Genomic DNA, 23,636 nt, shown 5'->3' with positions numbered 1-23,636 from the left:
CGATCCCACCCACCGGCGGCTCCTCCCGCCCCATCGCGATCCGCCCGGCCAGGGCCCCCGCCTCCGACAGCGGCAGCCGCACCGTCGTGAGAGCGGGCACCGCGTCGACGCTGAAGGGCAGGTCGTCGAAGCCGGCGACCGAGACGTCGTCGGGGATACGGAGCCCGGAGTCGCGCAGGGCGGCGCACGCGCCGAGGGCGACGGTGTCGTTGGCGGCGACGATGGCGGTCAACTCCGGGTCACGGCGCAGGAGTTCGAGCGTGGTCTCGTAACCGGAGCTGCGGTCGTAACGGCCGTGCACGGTGTGGCGGGGATCGTCGGGGAGGTCGTGCGCGGCCAGTGCGGCCCGATGGCCCTCCAGGCGGTGTCGCGTCGTCGTCCGTTCCTCCGGTCCCGCGATATAGCCCATACGGCGATGGCCGAGCTCGATCAGGTGCTCGGTGAGCTCCCGGCCGCCGCCGCGGTTGTCGAACGTGAGGGCCACCGCGTCGGTGTCCGCCGGCGCGGGCGGCCGTCCGCACAGCACCACCCGGGTGCCCGCGTCCGCCAGCTTCCGCAGCTTCGTCGCGACGGCCGCCGCGTGCGCGGTGTTCTCGACGGCCCCGCCGGTCAGCACCACCGCGGCGGCGCGTTGGCGCTGAAGGAGCGTGAGGTATGTGAGCTCGCGCTCCGGGGAGCCGCCCGTGTTGCAGACGACGCCGAGGCGCTCCCCGCCCGCGCGCCCGCCAGGACCGCCGATCTCGGACTGGATCGCCGCCGCCATGATCCCGAAGAAGGGGTCGGCGATGTCGTTGACCAGGACCCCGACGAGGTCGGAGGTCGCGGCGGCCAGCGCGCTCGCCGGGCCGTTCAGTACGTAGTCCAGCTCGTCCACGGCCCGCAGCACCCGCTCCCGCGTCGTTGCCGCAACGGGATAGTTGCCGTTCAGCACGCGGGACACGGTGGCGGGCGAGACCTGCGCGCGAGCCGCCACGTCCGCCAGGGTCACGGTCATCTATCGTCCTCCGGTCGGGCCTCTGCATACGTCGTTACGTCTGTCGTTATATCTGTCGTTACATCTGTACATCCGGCGTTACATCTGTCGATACATCGTCAATCACTTGGGGCAGTACATGGTCAACTGCTCGGGCGCCATGGATACGCCAACCCCGCCGCGTCACGCACACGACCGCATGTCTCGCATATATCACCACCGCGCGGTCTTGTCCGATGTGCTGCACAGAGGCTAGCTTCTCATCAGATAGAAAGCGCTTGCTGTAACGCTCACCTGTTCACCTGTGGGGCGTACGCGGCGCAGGACGCGTACGAAGGGAATGACGTGACACGCAAGACGGTGCGCATCGCGATGAACGGCGTGACGGGACGCATGGGCTACCGACAGCATCTCGTCCGCTCGATCCTCGCCCTGCGTGAACAGGGCGGCCTCGATCTGGGCGACGGCGACGTGCTGTGGCCCGAGCCGGTGCTCGTCGGCCGCCGCGAGCACGCGCTGAAGGCGCTCGCGGAGCAGCACGGCCTCGACCACTGGTCCACGAACCTCGACGCCGTGCTCGCCGACCCGGCCGTCGACATCTACTTCGACGCGCAGGTCACCTCCGCCCGCGAGGAGGCGATCAAGCAGGCGATCGCGGCCGGCAAGCACATCTACACCGAGAAGCCGACCGCGACCGGTCTCGACGGCGCCCTGGAACTCGCCCGGCTGGCCAACGCGAAAGGCATCAAGCACGGCGTCGTCCAGGACAAACTCTTCCTCCCCGGCCTGCTCAAGCTGAAGCGCCTCATCGACGGCGGCTTCTTCGGGCGGATCCTGTCCATCCGCGGCGAGTTCGGCTACTGGGTCTTCGAGGGCGACTGGCAGTCCGCCCAGCGCCCGTCCTGGAACTACCGGCACGAGGACGGCGGCGGCATCGTCGTGGACATGTTCCCGCACTGGGAGTACGTCCTCCACGAGCTGTTCGGCCGCGTCAGGTCCGTACAGGCGCTGACCGCGACCCACATCCCGCAGCGCTGGGACGAGCAGGGCAAGCCGTACGCCGCGACGGCCGACGACGCCGCGTACGGCATCTTCGAGCTGGAGAACGGCGCCATCGCCCAGATCAACTCCTCCTGGACCGTACGCGTCAACCGCGACGAGCTGGTGGAGTTCCAGGTCGACGGAACCGAGGGCTCGGCGGTCGCGGGCCTGCGCAACTGCCGTGTCCAGCACCGCAGTTCCACCCCCAAGCCGGTCTGGAACCCGGACATCCCCGCCACCGAGGTCTTCCGCGACCAGTGGCAGGAGGTCCCGGACAACGCCGAGTTCGACAACGGCTTCAAGGCCCAGTGGGAGCTCTTCCTCAAGCACGTGTACGCCGACGCGCCCTACCACTGGGACCTCCTCGCCGGCGCCCGCGGCGTCCAGCTCGCCGAACTGGGGCTGAAGTCCTCGGCCGAGGGCCGCCGTTTCGACGTACCGGAGATCTCGCTGTGACCATCCGACTTCCCGGTGCGGGTGGCGAGTTGCGCACCTACACGCCCCGCACCGAACCCCTCTCCGTCACCACCGGCACCCCCTTCACCTCTCGTACGGTCTTCTCGGCGGCGCACGTCGTGGCCGATCCGTATGCGGACGTCTCGCCGGACTCCCCGGCGGCCGTCGACTGGGACGCCACCCTCGCCTTCCGCCGTCACCTGTGGTCCCACGGGCTCGGCGTCGCGGAGGCGATGGACACGGCTCAGCGGGGGATGGGCCTGGACTGGGCGGGCGCGGCGGAACTGATCCGCCGCTCGGCCGCGGAGGCCAGGTCCGTCGGCGGGCTGATTGCGTGCGGGGTGGGCACGGACCAGCTGTCCGCCACCGAGATCGGTTATCCGTACAGCCTCGACGAGATCCGGGCCGGGTACGAGGAGCAGCTCGCGGTGGTCGAGGACGCGGGCTCCCAGGCCATCCTGATGGCCTCCCGGGCCCTGGCCGCCGTGGCCAAGAGCCCTCAGGACTATCTGGAGGTCTACGGCCATCTGCTGCGCCAGGCTGCCGAGCCGGTGATCCTGCACTGGCTCGGCCCGATGTTCGACCCGGCGCTGGAGGGCTACTGGGGCAGCACCGACCTGGACGCCGCCACCAACACCTTCCTGGAGGTCATCGCCGCCCACCCCGACAAGGTCGACGGCATCAAGGTCTCCCTCCTGGACGCCCAGCGCGAGATCGACCTGCGCCGCAAGCTCCCCGACGGGGTGCGCTGCTACACCGGCGACGACTTCAACTACCCCGAGCTGATCGCGGGCGACGACCAGGGCTTCAGCCACGCCTTGCTGGGCATCTTCGACCCACTCGGGCCGCTCGCGGCGGAGGCGGTCCGGGTCCTCGACACCGGCAACAGGGAGGCCTTCCGTGAACTCCTCGACCCCACAGTCGAGTTGTCCCGCCACCTCTTCCAGACCCCGACGCGCTTCTACAAGACGGGCGTGGTCTTCCTGGCCTGGCTCGCGGGCCACCAGTCGCACTTCACGATGGTCGGCGGCTACCAGTCGGCGCGCTCGCTTCCACACTTCGCCCGCGCGTACGAACTCGCTGACGGCCTTGGCCTGTTCCCGGACCCGGCGCTGGCGGAGGCGCGGATGAAGAACCTGCTGACGGTGTACGGAGTGACCCAGTGAGCAACCAGGACCTGGCGCGTTTCTCGATCAACCAGATGACGGTGAAGCAGCTGTCGCTCCCCGAACTGGTCGACGCCTGCGTCGACTTGGGCGTACCGGGGGTCGGCCTGTGGCGCGAACCGGTCCAGTCGTACGGCGTGGAGGCGACCGCGAAGCTGATCCGCGAGGCGGGTCTCGCGGTGACGACGTTGTGCCGGGGCGGCTTCTTCACGGCGATCGACCCGGAGGAGAGGGCGAAGGCCCTTGCGGACAACCGCCTGGCCATCGACGAGGCGGCCACCCTCGGCACGGACACCTTGGTTCTGGTCTCGGGCGGCCTTCCGTCCGGCTCGAAGGACCTGCACGGCGCGAGGGAGCGCATCGCCGACGCACTGGCCGAGCTGGGGCCGTACGCGGCTTCGCAGGGCGTCCGGCTGGCCATCGAACCCCTCCACCCGATGTACGCCTCGGACCGCTGCGTCGTCTCCACCCTCACCCAGGCCCTGGACCTCGCGGAACGCTTCCCGGCGAACCAGGTCGGCGTGACGGTCGACACGTACCACATCTGGTGGGACGACACGGCTCCGGAGCAGATCGCCCGCGCGGGCGTCGGCGGCCGCATCCACACTTTCCAACTGGCCGACTGGACCACCCCGTTGCCTGAGGGCGTCCTCACCGGACGCGGCCAGATCGGCGACGGGTCCATCGACATGCGCGAGTGGCGTGCGTACGTCGAGGAGGCGGGCTACACCGGGCCCATCGAGGTCGAGCTCTTCAACGACGGCTTGTGGGCCCGCGACGGCCGCGAGGTCCTCGCGGAAACGGCGGCGCGGTTCGTGGAGCACGCGGTGTAGCGGAGGCTCACGCGGTGGCGCATTGCGGCGGTCGGCCCTCCGGTGCGGAGAGCGGACCGCCGCGCGCATGGCTGCCTGTGATCTCTTCCGCAGGCGGGCGGCGAGAGGGCATTGTGTGGCCTGTGAGCGACGTTGCCCTCTACTTCCCGTACGTCAACCTCCCCGGCGACGCCTGGGTCAAGGCCGCAGCCCTGCACTGGCCACAGCTCGGGCGGATCCGCCCGCGCGGCTACTACGGCCTCCGGGACTCGGACACGGTCAAGCGGCTCCGGGACGAACTCGACTTCATCGTGAACGTAAGGCCCGGCTGGGGCCGCGAGTCCGGGGCGGACGACGACGTCCTGGCGAGAGTGGATCGTGATTACACCCCTCGGAACCGGCGGTTGCTCGGTATCGAGGATCAAGTCGACGCGCTGTTCTACGACTTCCTCGACAGATACCAGGGTGAGCTGATTCCCCGGTACGGGGCCGCTGCGCTCGGTGTTGAATCCCTCCGCACCTGGGACGTGTACGACGAACTCCTGCCGCTCGACCCCCCGTTGGAGAAGGTGCATCCGGGCAAGATGACCTACCAGCTGGCGCACCGGCTGGCGGATGCCGGACTGCTCGTGTCCAGGAGCTACCGGTGGCGCCGCGCATCCGACGGGAAGGTCCTCCATGTGAGCGACCTGGCGATGCACCGTCGCCTGGCTGGTGTCTATCTGGCGATCCTCGCGGACGTGGTCGCCCGGAAGAACGGGATGACTCCGGTCACCGATCAGGCGCTGATATGTGCCGCCACCTCGGGCTGGACGATCGAGACCATGGCAGAGATCCTGCTCGCCGACGACACCGGGACGGCGACGGAAGGACCGGCGGAAGGATCGGCGGAGGGCCGGACGGACTACGGTCACGTATTCGCGGTGATGGCCATGCAGACCGTCGTCCCCCGGGATCTGACAGAGGTGCCAGTCGAGCGGATCATCGAAGCCCGGCGGCGACTGCTGCCGGAACTGATGCGCTATCGCGAGTTCCTCGACTCGCTCACGCCGGACTTCGTCGAGATCAGTGGGGTGCCGGACCCCGGGGTGCGAGCGGCCAAACTGCGCAACCATGTGGAGAGCAAGATCGCGCAGCCGATCGACGAGATGGAACGCGAGCTCGGCCGACTCGGGATGCAGCCTGTCCGAGCCGTCCTGAGCCTCCAGACACTCGCACCGCCGGCGGCGCTGGGAGTACTGGCCGGTGCTGTTCACATGCCGTCTGTCGTCACCGGTGCGGGCGTGATCGCAGGGTGCCTCGTCGGAGCGACGAGCACTGCGCTCGACCAGCGAAGGCAGGTCCTCGCCGGCCACCCCACCGGCTACCTGCTGAACCTGCGCCACGAACTGAGCCCCTCCGACACCGTCGCCCACATCCGCTCCGCCATCCGACGGGCGGCACTGCGGCGACGACGCCGACGGTGACCACCACTGAGTCTTGAGAGTTGAGGACAACCGAGCCGCCACAAGGCGCGGCCCTCTGATCCGCAGCTCTGTAGAGACCCCGGTCACAGGGTGTGAGGCGGCCTTGCTGCCCTCGGCTGACCTGCAGGGGCGCAGGGGGTCCGCTGCCACGACAGAAGCCGGCGAATGCTTTGGGGCTCCGGAGCGTCGGTATGGGCGCTGTGGCTGCGGCACGGCTGATGCGGACCTCCCGGGCCGAATCTAGACTGGCGATGGCGCAGAAAGTCCCGACTTAGGAGATATGCACCATGGCTAAACGAGGGAACAAGCGACGCGGCCGTAAGAAGAAGAAGGCCAATCACGGCAAGCGTCCCAACGCCTGAGCCAACCGAGCAGACGGCCGAGTCTGTCAACATTCCGACGACGAGCCGTTCCAGGCGGGATGGCTCCGCCGGACGTGCATCCGGCGGGGCCTTCCTGCGGGCGGTCGCCGCGTGGTGGAACCTCTGGGTGTCAGAGCGGACGGGCGGGAGAGAGCAGGGTCAGCCCTGCCCCGGTCTCCTCACTCCTCAGCTCCGGCGACATCCTCAGGAGCTTCTCCGCGAGCGGGTCGCGCACAAGCACCCGGTCCCGGATGACCGGCAGCCTTTCCCCGTCGTAGAGCACGGCCGAGTCCCAGTCGTCAGGGTCACCTGCACCCCGTCGATCGACGATCACAGCGCGGGTCGGCGTCGGAAGTCCCGTCGCCGCAGCGACGACGGCTGCCTCGACCGTGTCGGCCTCCTCCAAGGTGAGGCCGTCCAGCCAGAGCGTCTGGATCTCGCAACCGAACGGTTGGTACTCGTATCCGTCGATCACGTTGGTGTCCGCGGAGAACCACCAGTCCATCGTGATGGACGCGAAGCGCAGACTCAGAAGGCGGCCGAGCTCCTCCTGACTCATGAGGACCTGTCCCCCCTCGACGTCGATGACCATGGCTGCACCCTTCACCGGGTGCACGAGCCCGATGCCGTGTGCCTCGAAGAGTTCCACCTGTTCGGCGAAGACTGACGTGGCCCCTGACTCCCTGTACCAGCGGATGAATCCGTCAGCCATGGCTAGCAGTCCGGCAGCGTGAAGATGTGCACATTCTCGTCTCCAAACACCCTGCGAGCCCGGCTGTCGCGCACGGTGGACGCCGGGTTCCACGGCTCCGGTGATTGATCGATTTCGGCGGGGCAGGGCGTCGCTGCTGGTCAGCCGGGGCTGGGCAGTACTTGGAGCCGTGCCGGGGCCTCGGTGATGACATCGGTCCAGGGCCAGTGCTTCGCGAGGCGGAGGATGCGGCGGCGTTCGGTGGTGACGAGTTGGGCGGTGGTTCCTTCGCCCGGGTCCGTACGCGACCGCTGCGGTCGACGACGTACGGGCCGGGCCTTCGAACTGAGGCTCTCCCTGGTGCCGGGTTCACTGCGCATAGAGGTGACGGACGCGCGGCCCGAACAGCGCTCACCCGGCCCCGGTGACGTACGCCCCGCATGCCCTTCGACTGGCGCGCTACAGACGGAGCGACGTCCGCGTCTCCTGTACCTCCTGGTCGTCAGTGACAGCACCGGACGCTACCGCCCCGCCGAGGAGTGCCGTGACGAGCGCCGCCGCACCGACGAACGCCCACCGTGACCGCCATGACCGCTTGGGACCACTGTTGACCCTGTCGCGCGCGAGTGGGGAGTTCACGTGCCCGCAGGCGATGGTGGTGCGCGCGTCCACCCACGCCTCCGCCTCCGCCTCCCGCACTCCGCATGCCGCGACGAACGCGACGACCAACTCCTCCCGGGGCAGCCGTTCTCTGCCGAGCATGGTCGCCGCCGTGGAGTACGGCAGGGAGTGGCCCGCGTCCGCCGCGTGGCGTTCCAGCCGGCGGTAGCTCAGGCCCGACCAGGCCTTGAGGCGCCGGAGCGCCGCCACGAAGGCGGCGGCGTCGGTGTGCGGCGGTGTGGGCGGTGCGGTGGTCATGACGGTGGTCCCCCCTGAGCTGGACGTACACGGGCTCGCACAAGCTCGAACACCCTGACAGCTTGAGGAACGGCGACAGTGATGGTCAACCTCGGTGCGGATTCCCGACGTTGGAGGTCATATGGGTCTGCCCCGCTGCCGTCGTACGGCCGCTCCCGTCGCCGCGCTGGCGGCTCTGCTGATGATCGGCGCGTGCGCCGAAGAGCCCGCCGCAGGGAGACCGGCCACCGGGTCCGCCGCGGCCGCCCCGAAGGCGCGCGACGGGGAGTCGGTCGCCGGCTTCCTCCACCGCACGCTCCCGGCTGGGGCCAGTGGCACTGTGATCGCCGCACGCGGCGACGAACTCGCGTACTGCGGAGGCTTCGGGACGGCGGACCGCGCCGCCGGCACACCCGCGAGCTGCCGGACCGTGTACGACGCAGGGTCGATCACCAAGCAGTTCACCGCCGCCGCGATCCTGAAGCTGGAAGTGATGGGGCGGCTGCGGGTGAGCGACCGGATCAGCCGGTTCCTCGGGCCGGTGCCCGAGGACAAGCGCGACATCACGATCGAGCAGTTGCTCACGCACACGTCGGGCATGGTCGAGGGGCTCGGCGACGACTACGACCCCCTCTCGCGCGACGAGCTCGTGCGGCGGGCTCTCGCATCGAAGCCGGAGTCCGCCCCGGGGAAGGAGTTCCTCTACTCCAACACCGGCTACAGCCTGCTCGCCGTGATCGTGGAAGAGGCGTCCGGAGAGGACTACGAGCCGTTCCTGGCCCGGCACCTGTTCGCCCCGGCCGGGATGGACGCGACCGGATACGTACTGCCCCGGTGGCCGCGGCACCTGGTCGCGGTGGAGTACGACAGCAAGGGCCGGAGCCAGGGCAGGCCCTTCGACCACCCCTGGGCCGCCGACGGGCCGTACTGGAACCTGCGCGGCAACGGCGGCATGCTCTCCACCGCACAGGACATGTTCCGCTGGCACCGCGCCCTCCTGGGCGACGAGATCCTGCCGGCGCGGGCCAGGCAGCAGCTCTTCGCGCCCCGCGTACGGATACCCGGACACGAAGACTCGTACGGATACGGCTGGGCCGTCCGCGAGACCCCCGACGGCCGGGTCGTCTGGCACAACGGCGGCAACGACTGGTCGCTGGCGTACCTCTCCAGGTCGCTGCGCGACGGAGTCCTCGTGTACTGGGTGAGCAACCACGCCTACCAGGACGGCAAGTGGAACCTCCAGGACCAGGAGGAGAAGCTGACCCAGGGCATCGCCGACCGCGTCCGCGCCGAAGGCGACTGAGGCCTCGGTCTTCACCGGCCGACCCGGCTCCAGCACACCTCAAAAAAATCTCAAGACACCGTGCAACCCTCTCCGCACCCCGTGGGTCGTACTTGGCATCAGGACTTCTGGAGGGGATCTGGGGGGATCGCGGGGGAGTTCTGATGTTGGGGGAGGGAAACCGAGGGGGCCCGGTCGACGGACTGGGCCTCCTCGAAGTTTGTCCGGGCACTCATGGCTCCGGGCGCTCAGGCCGGGGCTCAGGCCGGGGCTCAGAAGAAGACCCCGCACCGCAGCAGCACATTCGCGTACGGACGGGCCTCGCCGGTTCGTACGATCAGGCGCGCGTCCGCCGACAGGGTCTTGAGTTCGTCGTGGGGGACGAGGGACAGTGCGGCCGGGAAGTGCTGGTCCAGCAGTTTCGAAGCCGGCGGGTTCGCCTCCCGTATCTCGCGCGCAGCCGTCGCGGCCTCCACGACCAGTTCGTCCAGGAGGCCGTCCAGGATCTCCGCGAAGGACGGGACGCCGGCGCGGAAGGCGAGGTCCACGACGCGAGGGCCCGACGGGATGGGCATGCCGGCGTCGCAGACGAGTACGCCGTCGCCGTGGCCCAGTTCGGCTATGGCGCCCGCCAGGTGACGGTTCAGGATTCCGGCTCGCTTCACTGGGTCTCACCTCGCTGAGGCGTGCCGGGTTCGGTGGCCGCCCCGCTTTTCCGGCCGGGGGTCCGGGGGTTGTCCCCCGGGATAGCACTGCATAGGGCCGCGACCTCCTCGGCGGTCGGGAACGAGGCCTGGGCGCCCTCCCGGGTGACGGCCACGGCGCCCACGCGCGCCGCGTACGCCGCCGAGTCCGCGAGGGACTCCCCGGCGCCCAGCCGCCAGGCCAGTGCCGCGGTGAAGGAGTCGCCCGCGCCCGTCGTGTCCACCGCGGTCACCTTCACGGACGGGACCCGGGCGGCCGTGCCGCGGGCGTCGGCGACCAGCGCGCCCTCCTCGCCCAGGGTGACGACCACCGAACGCGGGCCGAGCGCGAGAAGCGCCTCCGCCCACTGTTCGGGCGTCTCGCCGGCGTCGGCGCCGAGGACGACCCGCGCCTCGTGCTCGTTCACGATCAGCGGGTCGCAGGCCGCGAGCACCTCCTCGGGCAACTCCCGGGGCGGGGACGGGTTCAGTACGAAACGGGTGCCGGGCCGCAAGCCCCGTACGACCTCCACGACCGTCTCCAGCGGGATCTCCAGCTGGACCGAGACCACCCGGGAGGCGGCGAGGAGGGACGACGCCGCGCGGACGTCGTCCGGGGTCAGTCGGCTGTTCGCACCGGGTGACACGACGATGCTGTTGTCGCCGGACGGGTCCACCGTGATCAGCGCGACCCCGGTGGGCGCCCCGCCGACCAGAACGCCGGCCGTGTCGACCCCGGCCGCCCGCTGCGAGTCGAGCAGCAGCCGGCCGTGCGCGTCGTCGCCGACGCGGGCCAGCAGCGCCGTACGGGCCCCGAGGCGGGCGGCGGCGACCGCCTGGTTGGCGCCCTTGCCGCCCGGGTGGGTGGCCAGGTCGGAGCCGAGCACGGTCTCCCCGGCACCGGGCCGGCGCTCGACACCGATGACCAGATCGGCGTTGGCCGATCCCACGACCAGCAGGTCGTAGTCGTACATGAACCGTCTCCCTGTAGGGGTGAGTTGAGGGCGGGCGGCTTCCCCTGGCCGCCCGCCCGACCGTCTGCTCCCGACCGTCTACTGACGTCAGCCGCTGAACTCGTCCACGTTCTCCGTCGTGACCACCTTCACCGGAACCTTCACCGTCGCGGCGACCTTCTCACCGTCCGCCGCCTTGAGCGCGTTCTCGACCGCTATCCGGCCGAGTTCCGTCGGCTGCTGCGCCACGGAGGCGTACATCGTGCCCTCCTTGACGGCCTTCAGACCGTCCGGCGTGCCGTCGAAGCCGACGACCTGGACCGACTTGCCGGCCTTCGAACCGAGCGCCTTGATCGCGCCGAGGGCCATCTCGTCGTTCTCGGCGAAGACGCCGTTGATGCCGGAGTGCGCCTGGAGCAGGTTCGTCATGACGTCGAGGCCCTTGGTGCGGTCGAAGTCCGCGGGCTGCTTGGCGACGACCTTGATGCCCGGGTAGGCCTTGAGGCCCTCGGCGAAGCCCGCGCCGCGCTCGCGGCTGGCGGACGTGCCCGCCTGGCCCTGAAGGATCACGATCGTGCCCTTGCCGCCCAGCTTCTCGGCCAGTGCCTTGGCGCCCAGTTTGCCGCCCGCGATGTTGTCGGAGGCGACGAGGGTGGCCGTGTCCGCCTTGTTGACGCCCCGGTCGACGCCGACGACGGGGATGTCGGCCTTGTTCGCGGAGCGTACCGAGGGGCCCGCCGCGTCCGAGTCCACCGGGTTCACGATGATCGAACCGACGCCCTCGCTGGTGAAGTTCTGCAACTGGTTGGCCTGCTGGGACGCGTCGTTCTGGGCGTCCGTGACGGTCAGGTCCGCGCCCGCCTTCTTCGCGGCCTCCTCCGCGCCCTGCCTGATCTGGACGAAGAAGGGATTGTTCAGGGTCGACAGGGACAGGCCGATCTTCTGGCTCGACGCGCTCGACGAGGACGAGCCGCCGTTGAGGAGGGAGGTCGCGCCCACGACCGCCGCCACGATGACGACCGCGAGCGCGTACTTCACCGCCTGCGGCCCCTTGCGGCCCGACGCACCGGTCCCGGCGGCGACCGGAGTCGCCCCCGCCTTGCGCCGCAGGGTGTCAAGCAGCACGGCCAGCGCGATGACGACACCGATGACGACCTGCTGCCAGAAGGCCGACACGGAAAGGAGGTTGAGCCCGTTGCGCAGCACCGCCAGGATCAGCGCGCCGATCAGGGTGCCGGAGGCCTTGCCCGTACCGCCCGCGAGAGAGGCGCCGCCGATGACGACCGCGGCGATCGCGTCCAGCTCGTAGCCCTGCGCGGCCTGCGGCTGCGCGGAGGAGAGGCGGGAGGCGAGCACGATGCCCGCGGCCGCCGCGAACAGACCCGACAACGCGTAGATCGCGAGCTTCTGCCTCTTCACGCGGAGACCGGAGAGGCGGGCCGCCTCCTCGTTGCCGCCGATCGCGTACATGGATCGGCCGAGGTACGTACGGCCCAGGACCAGGGCCGTGATCAGGCCCATCACGATCATCACGAGGACCGGGACGGGCAGCCAGCCGCCGAGCGTGTCACCGAGGTGTGAGACCGAGTCGGGGAAGGCGATGGGGCTGCCCTGCGAGATGACGAGCGACAGTCCGCGGCCCACCGACAGCATGGCGAGCGTCGCGATGAACGGCGGCAGCTTCCCGTACGAGATCAGGACGCCGTTGACCAGGCCGCACGCCACGCCGGTGGCGATCGCGAGGAGCACCGCGATCCAGACCGGTACGCCCTCCGATGTGGCCGTCCAGGCGAGGACGGTGGCGGACAGGGCGGCCACGGAACCGACCGACAGGTCGATGCCCGCCGAGACGATCACAAAGGTCACACCGAAGGCGAGGATGGCGGTCACGGCCGCCTGGACGCCGACGTTCAGCAGGTTGTCCGTCGTCAGGAAGTCGCCGGACAGGGCCGACATCACGATGACGAGGATGATGAGCGCGGTCAGCGCGCCGTTGTCGAGCAGGAGACGTCGAAGCCCCGAGGCGCCACTCGCGCCCGTCGTGCTCTTGAGCGTGTCAGTGGCCACGGGAGTCCTCCACAGCGGTAACAGCGGTAACAGGGGTGGTGGTAGTGGGTGTGCTGACGGCGAGTGCCATCACGGAGTCCTGGGTGGCCTCGTCGGCCGAGAGTTCGCCCGCGATCCGGCCCTGTGCCATGACCAGCACCCGGTCGCTCATGCCGAGCACCTCCGGCAGGTCGCTGGAGATCATCAGGACCGCGGCGCCCGCGGCCGTCAGTTCGTTGACGAGCTGGTAGATCTCGACCTTGGCGCCGACGTCGATCCCGCGCGTCGGCTCGTCGAGGATCAGCACCTTGGTGTCGGCGAGCAGCCATTTGCCGATGACGACCTTCTGCTGGTTGCCGCCGGAGAGGGTGCGCACGTGCTGACCGAGGCCGGCCATCCGCACGCCGAGCTGCTCGGCGATCCGCGCGGCGGCCTCCCGCTGGCCCTTGAGGTCGACGAGCCCGCCGCGGGTCGCCGCGCGCATCGTCACGAGGCCGAGGTTCTCCTCCACGGAGGCGTCCAGGAGCAGCCCCTGCCCCTTGCGGTCCTCGGGTACGAGGCCGATGCCCGCGGTCATCGCCGCGCTGACGTCGTGCCCGGGCAGCCGCGCGCCCGCGACCCGCACCGAGCCCCTGTCGTACGGGTCGGCGCCGAAGACCGCGCGTACGACCTCGGTACGTCCCGCGCCGACGAGGCCCGCGATGCCGACGACCTCACCGGCCCGCACCTCGAAGCTCACATCGTGGAAGACGCCGTCCCTGGTGAGCCCCTCGACGGTGAGCAACGCGGCCCCGGCGTCGGCCGGTTCGGCGGCCGGTTCGGCGGTCCGTTCGGCGGGGCGCTCGCGCGGATACTGCTGCTCGATCGAACGGCCCACCATGAGGCGTACGAGTTCGTCCTCGGGCGTGGACGCGGGTACCTGGCCGACGCTCCTGCCGTCCCGGAGGACAGTGACGCGGTCTCCCAGGGCGGCGATTTCCTCGAGGTGGTGCGTGATGAAGACGACGCCGACGCCGTCCTCGCGCAGCGTGCGCACGATCCCGAAGAGTTTTTCGACCTCTTCGGAGGTGAGCACCGCGGTCGGCTCGTCCATGATCAGGACGCGTGCCCTCAGGCTGAGTGCCTTTGCGATCTCGACCATCTGGAGGCGGGCGATTCCGAGTTCGCGCACCCGCGCGCGTGGGGACACGTGCACACCGACCCGCTCCAGCAGCTCGGCGGCCTCCGCCTCCATCCGCTTCAGGTCGATCAGCCCGAAGCGGCGCGGCTGGCGGCCCAGGAAGATGTTCTCGGCGACCGTCAGATCGGGGACCAGGTTGAACTCCTGGTAGATGGTCGCGATGCCGAGCCGCTCGGCGTCCTGCGCGCCATGGACGCGGACCTCCTTCCCGCCGACCACCACGCGCCCTGCGTCGGGCCGGTAGGCGCCGGACAGCATCTTGATGAGGGTGCTCTTGCCGGCGCCGTTCTCACCGAGCAGTACGTGCACCTCGCCGCGGCGCAGGTCGAAGTCGACGCCGTCGAGCGCGACCACGCCGGGGAAGGTCTTGCGTATCCCTTCGATGCGCAGCAACTCGTCTGCCGGACGGGGCGATTCGTCTTCGGTACGCGGCAACTCGTCCTGATTGCTCACGTGTTGCTCCTTTGCGGGGACGGGGGTTGCGGGGAGAGGCCCCGCGGGGACGCGGGTTCACCGCACGAGCGGCGGACGACGAGACGGGCGAGGAAGGTCTCGGACTGCGGGGGCCGCCCCTCGATGCGGTCGACGAGGGCGCGTACGGCGGCCCGGCCCAGCTCGCCCGTCGGCTGGGCGATCGCCGTGATCGGCGGATCGGTGTGCACGAACCACGGGATGTCGTCGAACGCGGCGAGCGCGATGTCGTGCGGAACCCGCATCCCGCGCGCGCGGATGGCGTCCAGCGCGCCCAGGGCCATCAAGTTGTCGGCGGCGAAGACGACTTCGGGCGGCTCGGGCAGGTCGAGGAACGCCTCGGTGGCCCGGCGTCCGCTCTCCGCCTGGAAATCGCCCTGCCCTATGTACGCGTCGGGCAGCGGGAGGCCGTACTCGCGCAGGGCCGCCCGGAACGCCTCCACGCGCTCGCTGCCGGTCGTGGTGGCCGCCGGGCCCGCGATGATGGCGAGCCTGCGGTGGCCGAGGCCGTGCAGATGGGCGACGAGATCGCGTACGGCCGCGCGCCCGTCCGCCCTGATCACCGGCACGTCCACGGCCGGGATCCACCGGTCCACGAACACCATCGGGGTCCCCCCGCGCGCGGCGTCCAGCGTCAGTGGGGAGCCGCCGTCGGTGGGAGACACCAGGAGGCCGTCGATCCGGCGGTCGAGGAGGTTGCGGATGTGGTGGTCCTGCAACTCCGGTTTCTCGTCGGCGTTTCCGATGATGACGCTGTAGCCGAGAGCGCGGGCCTCCTCCTCGACGGACCGGGCCAGCTCGGTGAAGTAAGGGTTGAGTACGTCGCTGATGACCAGGCCGAGCGTGTGGGTCTGGTCGGTGCGCAGGGAGCGGGCGACGGCGTTGGGGCGGTAGCCCAGCGTCTCGACGGCGGCGAGCACGCGCGTGCGTGCTTCGGCGCTGACCGACGGATGGTCGTTCAGGACGCGCGAGACCGTGGCGACGGACACGCCAGCCTCGGCAGCGACGTTCTTGATGCTCGCCATCGCCGCTCCACCTCCTTGTGGATCGTTCGAATGTCGATGGTCGCGAAGTTCGTGGAATCGATTACATCGACGCGTGTATGAAGGATTGGAATCGATTACACGACGGTTGATCAAGCCCTCAACCACATCCCGAGACCGGATCGTGATGAGGCGTGCGGCTCGCGCGGCCATCCGCACGCTGGGGGCGCGCAGCCGGAGCCGCACCCCACGCGGTGCTCCTGTTGCGCCGTTTCCTGATGGTTCCGCCCGGAGAGTGTTCAGTCACCCCCATCCGAACGGCAGTGAAGCGAGGCTATCCATGGCCTACATGCGGCAGCGGCTGACCATCTTGACCCTTTCCGTCCTGGCGGTCCTCTCCGCAGGCCTGGTCGGCAGCAGCCCGGCCTCTGCCCAGGCGGTGGAAGGCGGGCTGTGCACGAACGGAAGCGCCAGCCTCGACATCGGCGGCACCCACCTCGCGGTCGGGCGTGGCGCGCAGGACGACTGCGTCAGGTTCAGCGTCGGGTGAGCTGCTGATCGCCCCGGACCGGGGCTGTCGGTGCCGGGCGGTACCGTCGGATCATGTCCAATCAGGCGGGGGCCTCCCAGGCGGGCGAGCGGCGACTGGCCACGCTGGAAGGCGTACTCGAACGCATCACGTACGCCAACGAGGAGAACGGGTACACGGTCGCCCGGGTAGACACCGGCCGGGGCGGCGGCGACCTGCTGACCGTCGTGGGTGCGCTGCTCGGTGCCCAGGTGGGGGAGTCCCTGCGGATGGAGGGCCGCTGGGGCTCACATCCGCAGTACGGCAAGCAGTTCACGGTGGAGAACTACACGACGGTGCTGCCCGCGACCGTCCAGGGCATCCGCCGCTACCTGGGATCCGGCCTGGTCAAGGGCATCGGCCCGGTCTTCGCGGACCGCATCACCCAGCACTTCGGGCTCGACACCCTCCAGATCATCGAGGAGGAGCCCAAGCGGCTCATCGAGGTGCCGGGGCTCGGGCCGAAGCGGACCAAGAAGATCGCCGACGCCTGGGAGGAGCAGAAGGCGATCAAGGAGGTCATGCTCTTCCTCCAGACCGTCGAGGTGTCGACGTCGATCGCGGTCCGCATCTACAAGAAGTACGGCGACGCGTCGATCTCGGTCGTGAAGAACCAGCCGTACCGGCTCGCGTCCGACGTCTGGGGCATCGGCTTCCTCACCGCCGACAAGATCGCCCAGTCCGTCGGCATCCCGCACGACAGCCCGGAGCGCGTCAAGGCCGGTCTCCAGTACGCCCTTTCGCAGTCCACCGACCAGGGCCACTGCTTCCTCCCCGAGGAGCAGCTGATCGCGGACGCGGTGAAGCTGCTCCAGGTGGACACCGGACTTGTCATCGAGTGCCTGGCGGAGCTGGCGGCGCCCCAGGAGGACGACGGCGACCCCGGAGTCGTACGGGAAAAGGTCCCCGGCCACGACGGCGGCGACCCGGTGACGGCCGTCTACCTGGTCCCCTTCCACCGGGCCGAACTGTCCCTGTCCGCCCAGCTGTTGCGTCTCCTGCGCACCGACGAGGACCGGATGCCCGGCTTCCGGAACGTGGCCTGGGACAAGGCCCTGGCCTGGCTCAAGGACCGTACGGGAGCGGAGCTGGCCCCCGAGCAGGAGGAGGCCGTCCGCCTCGCGCTCACCCAGAAGGTCGCCGTGCTCACCGGAGGCCCCGGCTGCGGAAAGTCCTTCACGGTCCGCTCGATCGTGGAGCTGGCCCGCGCCAAGAAGGCCAAGGTCGTACTGGCCGCGCCCACGGGCCGCGCCGCCAAGCGCCTGGCGGAGCTCACGGGCGCGGAGGCCTCGACCGTGCACCGGCTCCTGGAGCTGAAGCCCGGCGGGGACGCGGCGTACGACAAGGACCGGCCGCTGGACGCCGACCTGGTGGTGGTCGACGAGGCCTCGATGCTCGACCTTCTCCTCGCCAACAAGCTGGTCAAGGCGGTGCCTCCGGGGGCGCATCTGCTCTTCGTGGGAGACGTCGACCAGCTGCCGAGCGTCGGCGCGGGGGAGGTCCTGCGTGACCTGCTCGCCGAAGGCGGCCCGATCCCCGCCGTCCGCCTCACCCGGGTCTTCCGCCAGGCCCAGCAGTCGGGAGTCGTGACCAACGCGCACCGCATCAACGCGGGCAAGCAGCCGGTCACCCAGGACCTGAAGGACTTCTTCCTCTTCGTCGAGGACGACACGGAGGAGGCGGGCCGGCTCACGGTGGATGTGGCGGCCCGGCGCATTCCCGCGAAGTTCGGCCTCGATCCGCGCCGCGACGTCCAGGTCCTCGCGCCCATGCACCGGGGCCCGGCAGGCGCAGGCACCCTCAACGGACTGCTCCAGCAGGCGATCACGCCCGCCCGCCCCGACCTCGCCGAGAAGCGCTTCGGCGGCCGTGTCTTCCGCGTCGGCGACAAGGTCACGCAGATTCGCAACAATTATGAGAAGGGCAAGAACGGTGTCTTCAACGGCACGGTCGGCGTGGTCACCTCCCTCAACGTGGACGACCAGCGGCTGACGGTGCTGACGGACGAGGACGAGGAGGTGCCGTACGAATTCGACGAGCTCGACGAGCTGGCGCACGCGTACGCGGTGACGATCCACCGCTCCCAGGGCAGTGAGTACCCGGCGGTGGTGATCCCGGTGACCACCAGCGCCTGGATGATGCTCCAGCGCAACCTGCTCTACACGGCCGTCACGCGCGCCAAGAAGCTTGTGGTGCTGGTCGGTTCACGCAAGGCGATAGGGCAGGCGGTGCGCACGGTGTCGGCGGGCCGACGTTGTACGGCCCTGGATTTCCGGCTCTCACCCCGGCCTCTCGGACCGTGAGCCAGATTTGATCGATCAAACGAGTCGCAATGGTCACAGAGCACTTCCGCAGGCAGGGCGAAGGGGGGCAGGATGAGCAGAGTGACGGCACTGAGTGCCGCCAATAGGCCCAATGGTCGACCCCGAGTGCACTCTCCTGCGCCAAATGGGGGATGGTAGAAGCAGTCAGGGCACCTCGAAGAAGAGGCACAACGTCGGTGAGGGATGACGTGAGCGACAACTCTGTAGTACTGCGGTACGGCGACGGCGAGTACACCTACCCGGTGATCGACAGCACCGTCGGCGACAAGGGCTTCGACATCGGGAAGCTCCGCGCCCAGACCGGTCTGGTGACGCTGGACAGTGGTTACGGCAACACCGCCGCCTATAAATCCGCCATCACCTACCTCGACGGTGAGCAGGGCATCCTCCGGTACCGCGGTTACCCCATCGAGCAGCTGGCAGAGCGCTCCACCTTCCTCGAGGTGGCCTACCTGCTGATCAACGGTGAGCTTCCGACGGTCGACGAGCTCTCCACCTTCAAGGGCGACATCACGCAGCACACCCTGCTGCATGAGGACGTCAAGAACTTCTACCGTGGCTTCCCGCGCGACGCCCACCCGATGGCGATGCTGTCCTCGGTGGTCTCCGCGCTGTCCACCTTCTACCAGGACAGCCACAACCCGTTCGACGAGACGCAGCGCAACCTCTCCACGATCCGGCTGCTCGCCAAGCTTCCGACGATCGCGGCGTACGCGTACAAGAAGTCGATCGGCCATCCCTTCGTCTACCCGCGCAACGACCTCGGCTACGTCGAGAACTTCCTGCGCATGACCTTCTCGGTCCCCGCCCAGGAGTACGACCTCGACCCGGTCGTCGTCTCCGCGCTCGACAAGCTGCTGATCCTGCACGCGGACCACGAGCAGAACTGTTCGACGTCCACGGTCCGTCTGGTCGGCTCCTCGCAGGCGAACATGTTCGCCTCGATCTCCGCCGGCATCTCGGCGCTCTGGGGCCCGCTGCACGGCGGCGCCAACCAGTCGGTGCTGGAGATGCTGGAGGGCATCCAGGCCAACGGCGGCGACGTGGACTCCTTCATCCGCAAGGTGAAGAACAAGGAGGACGGCGTCCGCCTGATGGGCTTCGGCCACCGGGTGTACAAGTCCTTCGACCCGCGCGCCAAGATCATCAAGGCTGCCGCGCACGACGTCCTCTCGGCCCTCGGCAAGTCCGACGAGCTGCTGGACATCGCGCTCAAGCTGGAGGAGCACGCGCTCTCCGACGACTACTTCGTCTCGCGCAACCTCTACCCGAACGTGGACTTCTACACCGGCCTGATCTACCGCGCCATGGGCTTCCCGACCGAGATGTTCACGGTCCTGTTCGCCCTCGGCCGGCTGCCGGGCTGGATCGCGCAGTGGCACGAGATGATCAAGGAGCCGGGTTCGCGCATCGGCCGCCCGCGCCAGATCTACACGGGCGAGGTCCTGCGGGACTTCGTGCCGGTCGAGGCGCGTTAGCTCCGCTGGTAGGGCGGTTCTTCGTCTGCGGGTTGTGGGGGCTGGTCGCGCAGTTCCCCGCGCCCCTTACGGGGCGCCCGGAGTCCCGTCGAGACCTTAAAAGAAAACGGAAGGCGCCCCGCTGCCGGTCCCCCCACGGGCCGGAGTCGGGGCGCCTTCCTTGTCCCGGTGCGGATTCCCCCCACGGGATCCGGCCGGGCGTCTGAGGACAGCGCCTGAATCGCTGTGATCTAAAGCTGTGATCTAAACGAGCAAAACTCTCACTGCTACTGCACTACTGCTGCCTACCACTGCGAGTGCGGTCTGCCGGGACGCGTACGTACGGGAGGGCCGCTCAAAGCTCCCCGGTGTACGTGCCCCGGCAACGCAATTCTGAGAACGTCCCCCAAGACATCCTCAGATGCCAGTCACGCCCCCCAAGACGCTTCTGACATCGCCAACTTAGACTCACGAACCCCTTCGATGGTTACCTTCACATCACTGTGATCTGCGTCTCTTGCATATGTCCTGAAGATGCGCAAGAGGCCCGATATGTGGATCGGAGCCCAAGCGTAAGGAAGATGCGCGAGCCTTGTGAAGAGCTTATGTGAGGCACGCGTCGGACTCCAGAGGGGTTCTTACTCAGACATCACCGAAATGCCCGGAGTCGAAGACTGTTCGTCACCACGAACACCGAGGAGAACGCCATCGCGGCCCCCGCGATCATCGGGTTCAGCAGCCCCGCCGCGGCGAGCGGCAGCGCGGCCACGTTGTAGCCGAAGGCCCACACGAGGTTCCCCTTGATCGTGGAGAGGGTCTTCCGCGACAGCCGGATCGCGTCCGCGGCCACCCGCAGATCCCCTCGTACGAGTGTCAGGTCGCCCGCCTCGATCGCCGCGTCCGTCCCGGTGCCCATGGCAAGGCCCAGGTCGGCCGTGGCGAGCGCCGCCGCGTCGTTGACCCCGTCGCCGACCATCGCCACGGCCCGGCCCTCGGCCTGGAGCCGCTTGACCACGTCGACCTTGTCCTGCGGCAGCACCTCGGCGAACACGTTCACGTCGTCGATGCCGACGCGGCGGGCCACGGACTCGGCGACGGTCCGGTTGTCCCCGGTCAGCAGCACGGGCGTAAGCCCCAGGGCACGCAGCTCGCGGACCGCCTCGGCGCTGGTCTCCTTGATCGCGTCGGCGACCGTCAGGACACCGCGTGCCACCCCGTCCCAGGCGACGGCCACGGCGGTACGTCCCTCCGCCTCGGCCCGCGTCTTCAGCGCGACCAGCTCGTCGGGCAGGGCGACACCGGCCTCGTCGAGCAGACGCCCGCGCCCGACCAGCACCTCGTGTCCTTCCACCGTCCCGCGTACGCCGAGCCCGGCGACGCTCTCGAAGCCGTCGACCGAGGGCAGCGGCGCCCCGGCCTTCTCCTCCGCGCCCGTCGCGACGGCCCGTGCGATCGGGTGCTCGGAGGCGTGCTCCAGGGCGCCCGCGAGCCGCAGCACCTGCTTCTCGTCGGCGCCGGCGGCGACGTACACCTCCTGGAGGGTCATGCGGCCGGTGGTGACCGTGCCGGTCTTGTCCAGGACGACCGTGTCGACGCGGCGCGTGGACTCCAGGACCTCCGGGCCCTTGATGAGGATGCCGAGCTGGGCGCCGCGCCCTGTGCCGACCATGAGGGCGGTCGGGGTCGCGAGGCCCAGCGCGCACGGGCAGGCGATGATCAGCACCGCGACGGCGGCCGTGAAGGCAGCGGTCGGCTCGCCCGTCATGCCGAGCCAGGCACCGCAGGTGGCGGTGGCGATCAGCAGGACCACGGGGACGAAGACGGCGGAGATCCGGTCGGCGAGGCGCTGCACCTCGGCCTTCCCGTTCTGCGCGTCCTCCACGAGCCTCGCCATCCGCGCCAGCTGCGTGTCCGCGCCGACGCGGGTCGCCTCGACGACGAGCCTGCCCCCGGCGTTCACGGTCGCACCCGTCACTGCGTCGCCGGCCGTCACATCCACCGGCACCGACTCGCCGGTCAGCATCGAGGCGTCGACCGCCGAGGGGCCCTCGACGACGGTGCCGTCGGTGGCGACCTTCTCGCCGGGCCGTACGACGAAGTGGTCGCCGACCGCGAGTTCGCCGACGGGGACGCGTATCTCGCGGCCGTTCCGCAGTACGGAGACGTCCCTGGCGCCCAGTTCCATCAGGGCCCTCAGGGCCGCGCCCGAGCGCCGCTTGGCGCGGGCCTCCAGATAGCGGCCGAGGAGGATGAAGGTGACGACTCCGGCAGCCACCTCGAGATAGATCGTCGACGAGGCGTCCGCACGCGAGACGGTGAGGTCGAAGCCGTGCCGCATGCCGGGCATCCCCGCGTGGCCCCAGAACAGCGCCCACACGGACCAGCCGAAGGCGGCCAGCGTGCCGACCGAGACGAGCGTGTCCATGGTGGCCGCGCCGTGCCGGGCGTTCGTGAACGCCGCCCGGTGGAACGGGAGTCCGCCCCACACGACGACGGGCGCGGCCAGCGTCAGCGACAGCCACTGCCAGTTGTCGAACTGGAAGGACGGGACCATGGCGAGCAGCACCACGGGGAGGGCGAGGACGGCGGAGACGGTCAGGCGCTCGCGCAGGGAGACGAGTTCGGGGTCCTCCTGGGGCGGCCCCTGGGGTGCCTCTTGCGACGGCTCCGGCTCCGGGGGTGCCGGCTCCTCGGCCGTGTAGCCGGTCTTCTCCACGGTGGCGATCAGGTCGGCGACGCGTATCCCGTCCCCGTACGAGACCTTCGCGCGCTCCGTCGCGTAGTTCACCGTGGCGGTGACGCCGTCCATGCGGTTGAGCTTCTTCTCGACGCGGGCCGCGCAGGAGGCGCAGGTCATTCCGCCGATGGTGAGCTCGACCTCGGCGTGCGGTGCCTCATCCGTGGCCGGTCGTGTTGCCGTGCTGCTCATGGGTGCCGTGCTGCTCATGGGTGTGCTCAGGCCTTGGTGACGAGTTCAAAACCGGCCTCGTCGACCGCGGCGCGCACAGCTGACTCGTCGAGCGGGGCGGCGGAGACGACGGTGACCTCGCCGGATGCGGCCACGGCCTTCACCGAGCTGACGCCGGCGATCTCGGAGATCTCACTGGAGACGGAGCCCTCACAGTGTCCGCAGCTCATTCCGCTCACCTGGTAGACGGTGGTGACGGAGTTCGGGGTGTCGGTCTGCGCGGTCATGGCGTTGACTCCTCGTCGAGGCGTGTGGGGCTCAGGGCCCCTCGGGGGCTTTCGCGTCCCCACTCTATACCCCTAGGGGGTAACGTCCAAGGTTCAGGGTTCAGGTGGAAGTGGAAGGCGGGGCGGCCGATGCGGGCAGTGGTCTTCGAGCGGTACGGGGAGCCGGCCGACGTACGGGAGGTGCCGGACCCGGTGCCCGCGCCGCACGGGGTGGTGGTGCGGGTCGAGGCCACCGGGCTGTGCCGGAGCGACTGGCACGGCTGGCAGGGGCACGACCCGGACATCACGCTGCCGCATGTGCCGGGTCACGAACTCGCCGGGACGGTCGAGGCGGTGGGCGGCCTGGTGACCGGGTGGCGCCCCGGCGACCGGGTCACCGTGCCGTTCGTCTGCGCCTGCGGGAGCTGTGCCTCGTGTGCGGCGGGTGACCAGCAGGTGTGCGAGCGGCAGACCCAGCCGGGGTTCACGCACTGGGGGTCCTTCGCGGAGTACGTCGCTCTCGACCACGCCGACGTGAACCTCGTCGCCGTGCCCGAAGAGCTGTCCTACGGGACGGCGGCGGCGCTGGGGTGCCGGTTCGCCACGGCGTTCCGGGCGGTGGTCTCGCAGGGGTGGGTGGCGGCGGGGGAG

Annotated in this window: 21 protein-coding genes; 10 read left to right on the top strand and 11 right to left on the bottom strand. The window is 69.7% G+C overall.

The features are described from left to right. A partial coding sequence (locus G5C60_RS36415; RefSeq protein ID WP_165265872.1) for a LacI family DNA-binding transcriptional regulator occupies positions 1–994 on the bottom strand: 994 nt, incomplete at its 3' end. A gap of 324 nt (positions 995–1,318) precedes the next feature. Here G5C60_RS36415 and G5C60_RS36410 point away from each other — a divergent pair. From G5C60_RS36410 to G5C60_RS54345, 5 genes are all read left to right on the top strand, one after another. Further along, the gene (locus G5C60_RS36410) at positions 1,319–2,470 is read left to right on the top strand and encodes a Gfo/Idh/MocA family protein (RefSeq protein ID WP_165265870.1); all 1,152 of its coding nucleotides are present in this window, start codon (positions 1,319–1,321) and stop codon (positions 2,468–2,470) included. Next, entirely contained in the window at positions 2,467–3,636 is a 1,170-nt protein-coding gene (locus tag G5C60_RS36405) for a DUF993 family protein (RefSeq protein WP_165265868.1), read from the top strand. Before G5C60_RS36410 ends, G5C60_RS36405 begins: the two co-directional genes overlap by 4 nt. 35 nt (positions 3,637–3,671) lie before the next feature. After that, positions 3,672–4,469, top strand: a complete 798-nt coding sequence (locus G5C60_RS36400; protein ID WP_165265879.1) for a sugar phosphate isomerase/epimerase family protein — start codon at positions 3,672–3,674, stop codon at positions 4,467–4,469. Between the two features lie 122 nt (positions 4,470–4,591). Continuing rightward, positions 4,592–5,914, top strand: a complete 1,323-nt coding sequence (locus G5C60_RS36395) for a DUF6236 family protein (RefSeq protein ID WP_165265866.1) — start codon at positions 4,592–4,594, stop codon at positions 5,912–5,914. A gap of 287 nt (positions 5,915–6,201) precedes the next feature. Further along, on the top strand, positions 6,202–6,276 hold the full coding sequence (locus G5C60_RS54345; RefSeq protein ID WP_099504217.1) for a 50S ribosomal protein bL37: 75 nt from the start codon (positions 6,202–6,204) through the stop codon (positions 6,274–6,276). Positions 6,277–6,406: 130 nt separating this feature from the next. Here the strand turns inward: G5C60_RS54345 and G5C60_RS36390 are convergent, their stop codons facing one another. The 3 genes from G5C60_RS36390 to G5C60_RS36375 all read right to left on the bottom strand — a co-directional run bounded on the left by G5C60_RS36390 (position 6,407) and on the right by G5C60_RS36375 (position 7,885). Next, complete coding sequence (locus G5C60_RS36390; RefSeq protein WP_165265864.1) at positions 6,407–6,988, bottom strand: hypothetical protein; 582 nt, start codon at positions 6,986–6,988, stop codon at positions 6,407–6,409. A gap of 140 nt (positions 6,989–7,128) precedes the next feature. After that, a complete protein-coding gene (locus tag G5C60_RS36385) occupies positions 7,129–7,347 on the bottom strand; it encodes a hypothetical protein (protein ID WP_165265840.1) in 219 nt (72 codons plus the stop codon). A 79-nt stretch (positions 7,348–7,426) separates the two neighbouring features. Then, positions 7,427–7,885: a hypothetical protein gene (locus tag G5C60_RS36375; protein ID WP_165265862.1), complete on the bottom strand. Its 459-nt coding sequence runs from the start codon at positions 7,883–7,885 to the stop codon at positions 7,427–7,429. Between the two features lie 121 nt (positions 7,886–8,006). On the opposite strand from G5C60_RS36375, the gene G5C60_RS36370 reads away from it, so the two are divergent. After that, positions 8,007–9,167, top strand: coding sequence for a serine hydrolase domain-containing protein (locus tag G5C60_RS36370; RefSeq protein WP_241267335.1), 1,161 nt, complete (start codon positions 8,007–8,009; stop codon positions 9,165–9,167). 251 nt (positions 9,168–9,418) lie between these two features. Here G5C60_RS36370 and rbsD read toward each other — a convergent pair whose 3' ends face one another. From rbsD to G5C60_RS36345, 5 genes are all read right to left on the bottom strand, one after another. Next, entirely contained in the window at positions 9,419–9,811 is a 393-nt protein-coding gene (rbsD, locus tag G5C60_RS36365; protein WP_165265860.1) for a D-ribose pyranase, read from the bottom strand. Then, on the bottom strand, positions 9,808–10,803 hold the full coding sequence (rbsK, locus tag G5C60_RS36360; protein WP_165265858.1) for a ribokinase: 996 nt from the start codon (positions 10,801–10,803) through the stop codon (positions 9,808–9,810). Before rbsK ends, rbsD begins: the two co-directional genes overlap by 4 nt. Before the next feature lie 87 nt (positions 10,804–10,890). Beyond that, the gene (locus G5C60_RS36355) at positions 10,891–12,849 is read right to left on the bottom strand and encodes a substrate-binding domain-containing protein (protein ID WP_165265856.1); all 1,959 of its coding nucleotides are present in this window, start codon (positions 12,847–12,849) and stop codon (positions 10,891–10,893) included. Next, on the bottom strand, positions 12,839–14,461 hold the full coding sequence (locus G5C60_RS36350; protein ID WP_420907447.1) for a sugar ABC transporter ATP-binding protein: 1,623 nt from the start codon (positions 14,459–14,461) through the stop codon (positions 12,839–12,841). Before G5C60_RS36350 ends, G5C60_RS36355 begins: the two co-directional genes overlap by 11 nt. Next, a complete protein-coding gene (locus G5C60_RS36345; protein ID WP_165265854.1) occupies positions 14,458–15,504 on the bottom strand; it encodes a LacI family DNA-binding transcriptional regulator in 1,047 nt (348 codons plus the stop codon). Before G5C60_RS36345 ends, G5C60_RS36350 begins: the two co-directional genes overlap by 4 nt. Before the next feature lie 298 nt (positions 15,505–15,802). Between G5C60_RS36345 and G5C60_RS36340 the strand changes: the two genes are divergently transcribed. The 3 genes from G5C60_RS36340 to G5C60_RS36330 all read left to right on the top strand — a co-directional run bounded on the left by G5C60_RS36340 (position 15,803) and on the right by G5C60_RS36330 (position 19,832). After that, complete coding sequence (locus G5C60_RS36340) at positions 15,803–16,012, top strand: hypothetical protein (protein ID WP_165265852.1); 210 nt, start codon at positions 15,803–15,805, stop codon at positions 16,010–16,012. Positions 16,013–16,065: 53 nt separating this feature from the next. Further along, positions 16,066–18,333: an SF1B family DNA helicase RecD2 gene (recD2, locus tag G5C60_RS36335; RefSeq protein WP_165265850.1), complete on the top strand. Its 2,268-nt coding sequence runs from the start codon at positions 16,066–16,068 to the stop codon at positions 18,331–18,333. Positions 18,334–18,542: 209 nt separating this feature from the next. Beyond that, positions 18,543–19,832, top strand: coding sequence for a citrate synthase (locus G5C60_RS36330; protein ID WP_165265848.1), 1,290 nt, complete (start codon positions 18,543–18,545; stop codon positions 19,830–19,832). A gap of 628 nt (positions 19,833–20,460) precedes the next feature. On the opposite strand, the gene G5C60_RS36325 is transcribed toward G5C60_RS36330, so the two are convergent. Both G5C60_RS36325 and G5C60_RS36320 read right to left on the bottom strand, forming a co-directional pair. Beyond that, positions 20,461–22,740 (bottom strand): heavy metal translocating P-type ATPase, encoded by a 2,280-nt coding sequence (locus G5C60_RS36325; protein ID WP_420907446.1) that lies wholly within the window; start codon positions 22,738–22,740, stop codon positions 20,461–20,463. A 26-nt stretch (positions 22,741–22,766) separates the two neighbouring features. After that, complete coding sequence (locus G5C60_RS36320; RefSeq protein ID WP_165265844.1) at positions 22,767–23,006, bottom strand: heavy-metal-associated domain-containing protein; 240 nt, start codon at positions 23,004–23,006, stop codon at positions 22,767–22,769. Positions 23,007–23,135: 129 nt separating this feature from the next. Between G5C60_RS36320 and G5C60_RS36315 the strand changes: the two genes are divergently transcribed. After that, positions 23,136–23,636, top strand: a 501-nt coding sequence (locus tag G5C60_RS36315; protein ID WP_165265842.1) for an alcohol dehydrogenase catalytic domain-containing protein, incomplete at its 3' end; no start/stop codon positions are given.

Origin of the sequence: Streptomyces scabichelini, from assembly GCF_011045015.1 — a bacterium.
Lineage (GTDB): Bacteria > Actinomycetota > Actinomycetes > Streptomycetales > Streptomycetaceae > Streptomyces > Streptomyces scabichelini.
This window is presented reverse-complemented; position numbering and strand designations above follow the sequence as displayed.